The sequence below is a fragment of the Nocardia sp. NPDC060220 genome (assembly GCF_042727815.1).
GTDB lineage: Bacteria > Actinomycetota > Actinomycetes > Mycobacteriales > Mycobacteriaceae > Nocardia.
In genome coordinates this window covers 1-4,126 of the sequence record NZ_JBHWZY010000628.1, presented here as the reverse complement: position 1 = coordinate 4,126, position 4,126 = coordinate 1, and the positions used below count along the sequence as shown (strand labels likewise).

At 67.6% G+C, this 4,126-nt stretch carries 5 protein-coding genes and 1 riboswitch; of the genes, 2 read left to right on the top strand and 3 right to left on the bottom strand.

Annotated elements, in window-relative coordinates; genetic code table 11:
- Positions 1-90: riboswitch (SAM riboswitch) on the top strand. This riboswitch is flagged as partial in the annotation.
- A 41-nt stretch (positions 91-131) separates the two neighbouring features.
- Positions 132-1,448 (top strand): aminotransferase class V-fold PLP-dependent enzyme, encoded by a 1,317-nt coding sequence (locus ACFWF3_RS26610; protein WP_378996452.1) that lies wholly within the window; start codon positions 132-134, stop codon positions 1,446-1,448.
- 209 nt (positions 1,449-1,657) lie between these two features.
- Positions 1,658-2,197: an excalibur calcium-binding domain-containing protein gene (locus ACFWF3_RS26605; protein ID WP_379316074.1), complete on the top strand. Its 540-nt coding sequence runs from the start codon at positions 1,658-1,660 to the stop codon at positions 2,195-2,197.
- Positions 2,198-2,226: 29 nt separating this feature from the next.
- Here the strand turns inward: ACFWF3_RS26605 and ACFWF3_RS26600 are convergent, their stop codons facing one another.
- From ACFWF3_RS26600 to ACFWF3_RS26590, 3 genes are all read right to left on the bottom strand, one after another.
- Positions 2,227-2,862, bottom strand: a complete 636-nt coding sequence (locus ACFWF3_RS26600) for a Uma2 family endonuclease (protein WP_379316072.1) — start codon at positions 2,860-2,862, stop codon at positions 2,227-2,229.
- 52 nt (positions 2,863-2,914) lie between these two features.
- Entirely contained in the window at positions 2,915-3,382 is a 468-nt protein-coding gene (locus ACFWF3_RS26595) for a flavin reductase family protein (RefSeq protein WP_378638843.1), read from the bottom strand.
- A 173-nt stretch (positions 3,383-3,555) separates the two neighbouring features.
- Positions 3,556-4,032 (bottom strand): YbaK/EbsC family protein, encoded by a 477-nt coding sequence (locus tag ACFWF3_RS26590; RefSeq protein WP_379316070.1) that lies wholly within the window; start codon positions 4,030-4,032, stop codon positions 3,556-3,558.
- Between the last annotated feature and the right edge of the window lie 94 nt (positions 4,033-4,126).

The following is a 4,126-nucleotide window of genomic DNA, read 5'->3' as shown; positions in this document are numbered from 1 at the left end:
CGGCGTGCTGGTCGGCAACCCTCCTCCGCGGTGGGGTGCTCCGGGTGACGACCAGGCTGACGTCCGAATTGGGCGCGGCAAGCGCGGGCCACCTCTTCAGGAGCGGGTCCCTGAGCCGACGGGATTTCGTCATGACTGCTGTAATCGACCCCACCTGTGCCATCGCCGCCGTTTCCGGTGCCGACCTGCAGGTTCCGCTCGTTCAGGGCGGTACCAGCTCCTACGCCAACTTCGACTACGCGGCGAGTGCGCCGGCGTTGAAGCAGGTCACCGACCGAATCTCGCAGTTGCTGCCGTTCTACGCCAGCGTGCACCGGGGCGCGGGATACGCCTCGCGGATCTCCACCGAGTGCTACGAGGCCTCGCGTGGGTCCGTTGCCCGGTTCCTCGACGCCGACGACGACCAGGTCGTGGTGTTCACGCGCAACACCACCGATTCGCTGAACCTGCTGGCTGGGTGCGTGCCGGGGGAGACCGTGGTACTCGATATCGAGCACCACGCCAACTTCCTGCCGTGGGCGAAGCACGGTCGTCGCGTCGTGCGAGCCGCCGCCACGGTCGAGGAGACGATTCAGCGTGTCGTCGCCGAGCTGTGCAGCAAGCCTGCCGCGCTGCTGGCGGTGACCGGCGCGTCCAACGTCACCGGTGAGGTGCTGCCGCTGGAACGGCTCGCGACCATCGCCCACCTGTGTGGTGCGCGCATCCTCGTCGACGCCGCGCAGCTGGCTCCGCATCGCCGGATCTCCCTGCGCGAGACCGGGATCGACTACCTCGCCTTCTCCGGGCACAAGCTGTACGCGCCGTTCGGTTCGGGTGTGCTCGTCGGCCGGCGCGACTGGCTGGACGAGGGCGAGCCCTACCTGGCCGGTGGTGGTGCGGTGCGCAATGTCGGTGTGACAGAGGTCGAATGGGCGTGCGCACCGCAGCGGCACGAAGCCGGTTCGCCGAACGTCCTCGGCGCGGCCGCTATTGCCGCTGCCTGCGATGCGCTGGCCGCCATCGACCCCACCGAACTCGTCGCGCACGAGCGCTTTCTGGCCGACCGGCTGCGAGACGGCCTGTCCGCGATCCCCGGCGTCGACCTGGTCGGTATCTGGTCCGACAGTCCCGACTGTGTGGGCATCGTCGCCTTCACGATCGCCGATGTCGCCCCTGGCAAAGTCGCCGCGTACCTCTCCGCCGAACACGCCATCGGCGTGCGCGACGGCCGCTTCTGCGCGCACCCCCTCCTCGCGAGCCTCGGCCTCGACGCCGCCCTCCGAGCCAGCATCGGCCTCGGCACCACCGCCGCCGATGTAGACCGCTTGATCAGTGCCGTAGCCACCCTGGTCAGCCAAGGCCCCGCCTGGAATTACGCCGCCACCGACGGGCACTGGAACCCGACCCCCGAAACCCGTCCCCTCAGCGCCTCTTCCCCCGAAGGCGCCGCCCCCTGCCTGATCGGCTGAACTCGTCACAGGCGAGATTCGCCGAACGTCGGCCGTCGAGACCTGCTCTCGGCGGCCGATATTCGTTTTCCGTCGAGTGGTATCCGTCCGAGAACCCGACGGACCGCTTCTCGGAAATTCCAGGTTTGGACTGCCTCCCAGCTGGGTAACGCCTGTCGAACCCGTCGCGATGAAGCCCCCGAGATTGCCCGACAATCAAAGGGGACACCGTGACTCGACCGATTCAGCCGCCCGACCCGTGGGCTCGTCCGCCCCGCCGACCCGAAAAGAAGCGGCGTTGGCCGTTGCTGGCCGGGATCGGAGTCGCCGGCGTGCTCGGTCTCTCGGTCGTCGCCGGTCTCAGTGACGACAACCCCTCACCGGCCGCGCGGACATCACCCACCTCGACCACCCGCGTCGTCGCATCATCGACCACGGCAAAGCCGTCGACGGCCACCGCCGCCCCGACCACCACGACGTCCGCCGCCCCGACCACCACGATCGATCTCCCGCCGGCACCCATCGCACCCACCACCACGATCGCGGCGCCGGCTCCACCGCCGGTCATCGTCCCCGTGCCGACCACCACCGTCGACCTCCCCGCCCCGCGGGTGGCAGCCGTACCGGAGCCCGAAGCGCCCGCGCCCGCCAGCGCCTACTACAAGAACTGCGCCGCTGCCAGAGCCGCCGGCGCAGCCCCGCTGCGCACGGGCGATCCCGGCTACCGCTCCGGCCTGGACCGAGACGGCGACGGCGTGGCCTGCGAATAGCGCCGATCAGATGTCGAGGCTGCCAGGCATCAGTCGAGGTCCGCGTCGAGGGCGTCCCAGGTGATGGTGACATCGAGCGGATCAGTGATGGCGATCGCGAGGGGATTGTGCGAGCGGAAGCGGGTTTCGGTGGAGATGTAGACGCCTGCGGTATTGAGACGAAGGATCTCGATGGACTTCACGCGGCCGTCGTTGTTCTCCATGCGGACGATCCAGTACTGCTCGATTCCCAGGCGGGCGTATTCCGCTCGTTTATCCACACAATCGGCGGTAACTGTCGCCGGTGATACCACTTCGACGACCAGCAGGGTGTCGCCTGCTGTCGGCTTGGTTTTCCACTTGTCGCGGGGATCTTCGATGCAGCGGTACACGATGGCGTCGGGGCGGCGGAAGTTGAAGGGAACTTCCGAGACCAGCATGTCCAGTTCGCCGCTGGCCTTCAGGCAGGGCTGCCCGGTGGCGCGTTTCCGGATCGCTTCCCGCAGGGACTGTTTGATCACGTCGGCGCTGGCGATGTGATTCGGCGAGGGTGAGTCGCGATGCACCAGTAGGCCGTCTTTGACCTCGATCACCCGAGCGAGGTCTTCCGGCATCGCCAAATACGTGTCCAGGTCGATTCTCGGAACACCGGCGCGCAACCACGACCAGTCGTATTCCTCGCTCATCGGACCAACCTAGTTGTGGCAGGTGGGTCACCGGCCTACACAGACGCTCTGATCAGGTGTCGAGGGCGGTGGGGCGGTGGTATTTGCCGTTGTAGTAGAGCAACGGGGCTGCGGAGGGGGATTCTTCGGTTTGGTCGTGGACTCGGGTGACCAGGCCTACGGCGAGGGTGTGGTCGCCGAGGTCGATGAGTTTGTGGAGGGTGGTGCGCAGCCAGATGGGGGTGCCGTGCAGGACCGGTTCGCCGGTGTCGAGGGTGGTCCAGAGGGCGCGGTCGGTGAAGCGGTCGGCGGCGGTCCGAGAGAAGCGGTGGGCCAGGTGTTGTTGGTGTTCGCCCAGGAAATGGATCACCACCGAGTCCGCGGCTCGCAACGCGTCGATGCTCGATGAGGTGTGCGCGATGTTGAACGACACCAGTGGCGGTTCGAGCGACAGGGAAGCGAACGAGGTGGCCGTGAACCCCACCGGTCCACTCTCGGCTCCGAGCGTCACGACCGTGACGCCGGCCGGATAGTGCCGCATAGAGGCCCGATACTGCTCAGCCGTTATCCCGCTCAGATCATCGGGAACGACCAGTCCGGTCTCAGAAGGTTGCACATCGCCCACCGCCCCCAACTTACGCCCGTCCGACGCGCGTCCTCCCGGTCGCTGTGTCCGTTTGATCCAACTCACACGGTCGGGATGGGAAGCCGAATTCAGTCGATATCAATCGGCAGACCCGCGGTGATACGGATGATTTCGCGGAAGTTGGTGCGGAACACGGTGTTCGGGTGGCCGCCCGCTGCCCAGACTTCGGGGTGGGCGGCGAGGGCGGTGTCTACCCAGGTGGGGAGGTTGGTGGGGTGGCCGAGGGGGGCCGTGCCGTCGACGGGCTGGCCGGTGATGCGTTCGGCCAGAGCGGTGGGGGCGGGGGTGAGGGTGCCCTCGAGGCGTTTGCCGGTGCGGGCGAGGTCCACGCGGTGATGGTCGGCCACCAGGAGCAGGACGGGGTCGTCGTCGAGGAGGAAGACCTGGGCGGTGAGGATCGCGGTGGGCTGGGCGCCCATGGCGCGGGCGGCGTCGGCCGCGGTGGGAGCCGGCGTCTCGGGGCAGACGATGACGCCGTGGTGCCCGCGGGCGATGAGAGTTTCCGCGACCCGGCATGCGACCGGCGGCAATGACGACCTGCGCATGTCATCCAGAGTAGGTCGATTGCGGGAAATATGCTGTGTTACTTGGAGTTCTGGCGCGCTCGAGTTCGCGGCTGTGTTTGTTGGAGCGCTGGCG